The organism is Alteromonas sp. AO-Serp (genome assembly GCF_017849675.1).
In the GTDB taxonomy this organism is placed as follows: domain Bacteria; phylum Pseudomonadota; class Gammaproteobacteria; order Enterobacterales; family Alteromonadaceae; genus Alteromonas; species Alteromonas macleodii.
The window spans coordinates 1-2,942 of the sequence record NZ_JAFLMX010000319.1 but is presented as its reverse complement, the minus strand read 5'-3'; the positions used below and the strand labels follow the sequence as shown (position 1 = coordinate 2,942).

The 2,942-nt window shown below is 43.1% G+C and carries 3 protein-coding genes; 1 reads left to right on the top strand and 2 read right to left on the bottom strand.

The features are described from left to right. Positions 1–259 precede the first annotated feature (259 nt). Entirely contained in the window at positions 260–889 is a 630-nt protein-coding gene (gene upp, locus QVA83_RS20065) for a uracil phosphoribosyltransferase (protein WP_156086701.1), read from the bottom strand. Positions 890–1,217: 328 nt separating this feature from the next. Here upp and QVA83_RS20060 point away from each other — a divergent pair, with 328 nt between their 5' ends. Continuing rightward, positions 1,218–2,501 (top strand): pectin acetylesterase-family hydrolase, encoded by a 1,284-nt coding sequence (locus tag QVA83_RS20060; RefSeq protein ID WP_156086702.1) that lies wholly within the window; start codon positions 1,218–1,220, stop codon positions 2,499–2,501. Between the two features lie 218 nt (positions 2,502–2,719). Here QVA83_RS20060 and QVA83_RS20055 read toward each other — a convergent pair. Beyond that, on the bottom strand, positions 2,720–2,942 hold a 223-nt coding region (locus QVA83_RS20055; RefSeq protein WP_287498874.1), incomplete at its 5' end, for a helix-turn-helix domain-containing protein.

Sequence of the window (2,942 nt, the reverse complement as noted above, 5' to 3'; positions counted from 1 at the left end):
GCATTTGAAATGGTTGCCGTTGATACGCCCAACTGTTCAGCCACATCTTTTAGGGTTAGTTTTGTTTTATTCATTGTTTTTAGCTCTTTTCACGAAACTAACTACCCTGAATCAACAAGAAAAAAGGGTAGTAAGCGTACGCTATGACTACCCTTTGACTATATCACTAACTTAAACGTTTAACGCGTGAAATTTGGTGCAGATTCGATAAGTTGTGTAACAAATTGCTCAACAGCTTAAATTTTAGAAATCTGGCGGGTTATCGCGTGCCAAAAATCTTGTCTCCAGCATCGCCTAAGCCTGGAAGAATATAGCCTTTTTCATTCAATCTATCGTCGATAGCTGCAGTAAAAATATCCACATCTGGATGGGCTTCAACAACGGCCTTAATGCCTTCAGGCGCTGCTACAAGGAATAGCCCCATTATTTTTCGACAGCCTTTCTTTTTCAAAAGGTCGATTGTTGCAATCAAAGTACCGCCAGTGGCTAGCATCGGGTCAACAATTAGTGCAGTACGTTCATCAATATTTTTAACCACTTTATCAAAGTAGGCGACCGGCTGAAGCGTATCTTCATCACGGTACAGACCCACTACGCTAATCTTCGCATTTGGAATTAGTTCAAGTACCCCTTCAAGCATACCTAGGCCTGCACGAAGAATAGGAACGACAGTAATTTTTTTGCCTTTAATTTGTCTTACTTCTACCTCATCGCCCGACCAACTTTTAATCGTCGCTCTTTCAGTAGGCAGTGTTCGCGTTGCTTCATAAGTCAGAAGGTTCCCTACTTCAGAGGCAAGCTCGCGAAAGTCTTTGCTGCTAATTTTAGCGTATCGCATAAGCCCTAGTTTGTGCGCAATAAGCGGGTGGGTAATTTCGTGAACGGCCATGTAAGACTCCTTGTAATCGATTTAGCTATATTTTAACCCAGAAGTATTTTAGTTAAAGCGATTAGTCGTAAAAATATGTTTATTCAATGCTTTAAAACGCCACATCAACGCTAGACAGAGTGGATAAATGCTATAACCTAGTGCGTAGGCTATAGCCACAGTTCGTGGCGCAATTCACGATCATGAATGTATAGCGCTCGCTATGAATTGTCGTAGTTACGCGCTAATGAGATCGATTGAGAAAGTTTCAGGAAGTTCAATTTTCTCATAACAGCCGAATCAAACTTACTATTCAAACCATGTTTATCTATGTCAAAAGGAATTGTTTATGCATTCTTACGCTAAACGTTTTCGCTATTTTGCTGTAATGGCACTGAGTTTCTGTGCCCATAATGCCTTTGCACAATGGGAGCAAATCACTCCTGAAAATGAGGTGGTGGTATCAGTACCTGGCGGCGGTGAAAAAACCGTGTACCCATCATGTTCTCTTCCCGCTTTACCGGGACCAGAGGGGTTAGCACCCAACCCATTCTCGTTTTATTTCGAACAAGGAGAAAGTGATAACCTACTTATCTACTTCAATGGTGGCGGCGCCTGCTGGGACAGTGCCACTTGCTTAGCGTCAATGCAGCTTGAGTTTGACGACAACCCGATGTCGCGAGCCGCATATAACCCATCAGCCGTAATCGAAAATACGCCATTTATTTCAGGCGGAATATTTGAAGATACACAAGAGAACCCTTTTCAAACTTGGTCAAAAGTTTTCATTCCCTACTGTACTGGCGACCTACACTTAGGCTCAAAAGACACGCAGTACGTTGACGAGCTTGGTATCGTTACAGGTCTACCTGGTGCCGAAGTTACTTTAAAGCACCGTGGTCACGACAACGCGCTAGTTGTTATGCAGTGGATTAAAGAAAAACTGAACAACGATGATTTATCACCCAACAAAGTTCTACTCAGTGGAAGCAGTGCGGGCGGTTATGGTGCAACGTTCAACTTCCCCTACTTCCAATCGCTGTTTGGTCGCACAAAGGTTGCCCTCTTCGCTGATGCGTCGCTTGGTGTTATATCCCGAGGCTTTACGCAAACAGTCCTAAACTATCAAGGGCCATGGGGGATAGAAGATACACTACCACGTAATTTCCAATCACTGATTGGCAATTTTAACCATCTAACGCTCAATAAGCAGGTGATGCTGCGATTAGCTTATCAGTACCCTTGGAACCGTTTTGCGCAATATTCAACAGGAACCGACATTGTTCAAATTCAGTTTTCTAAAATCTCTGATCAGGTCTCTAGAGGTAATTTAGACCCAACGACATGGGGTGTAACAGAATCTGATTTAGGCTACATACTTGGCTGGCAGCTTCAGGCTAATGCGTCACTTCATGCGCTGTCAGCTTTCACTTGGAATTATCAATTTTACCTTGGTGAAGGCACCTGCCACATGGTGCTAAACGATTTTTGTGAAGATAATGCCTTCCCAGTATCCTCACCTAGCCCATTTTATCATGAGCAGAGTGCGCGAGGTATTTCCTTTAACGAATGGCTACACACCTTTGCTACGTCACGCCGCTTTAGAGAAAATAGCGCGGCATACTATCACTAGGAAACGTAGTGCGAACTTGTAATAAAAAGTAATCAATAACATGGCAAGTCCAACCCAGCAGTGGTTGGATTAGCCATATTTTCACCTGCGTTAACACGCCGCGATTACGAACATTTTAAGTCTCGCTGAGTGGGTAATAATCTATAAGGACTGGTATTAAAACTAGGATTTGTCGTTCCTTGCTGTGCATTTATGCAGCAACAAATTAACACGCCCTACTACCCTACTTGTAAAGTAGCGCCATCAGGCATAGTTACTTCAATTTTCATGTTCCCGCCAACCGCAGCTAAATATGCAGCCGCACGTTGAAGTGAAACGTCCTGAATACGTTTTGATTCCAACTTACTTACACCAGAAGCTGTGACCGATAACGCAATTGCTACTACTTCCTGTTTAACTCTGTGCTGCTTTCTGATGTCACCTAGTGTGATTTCTTTCATT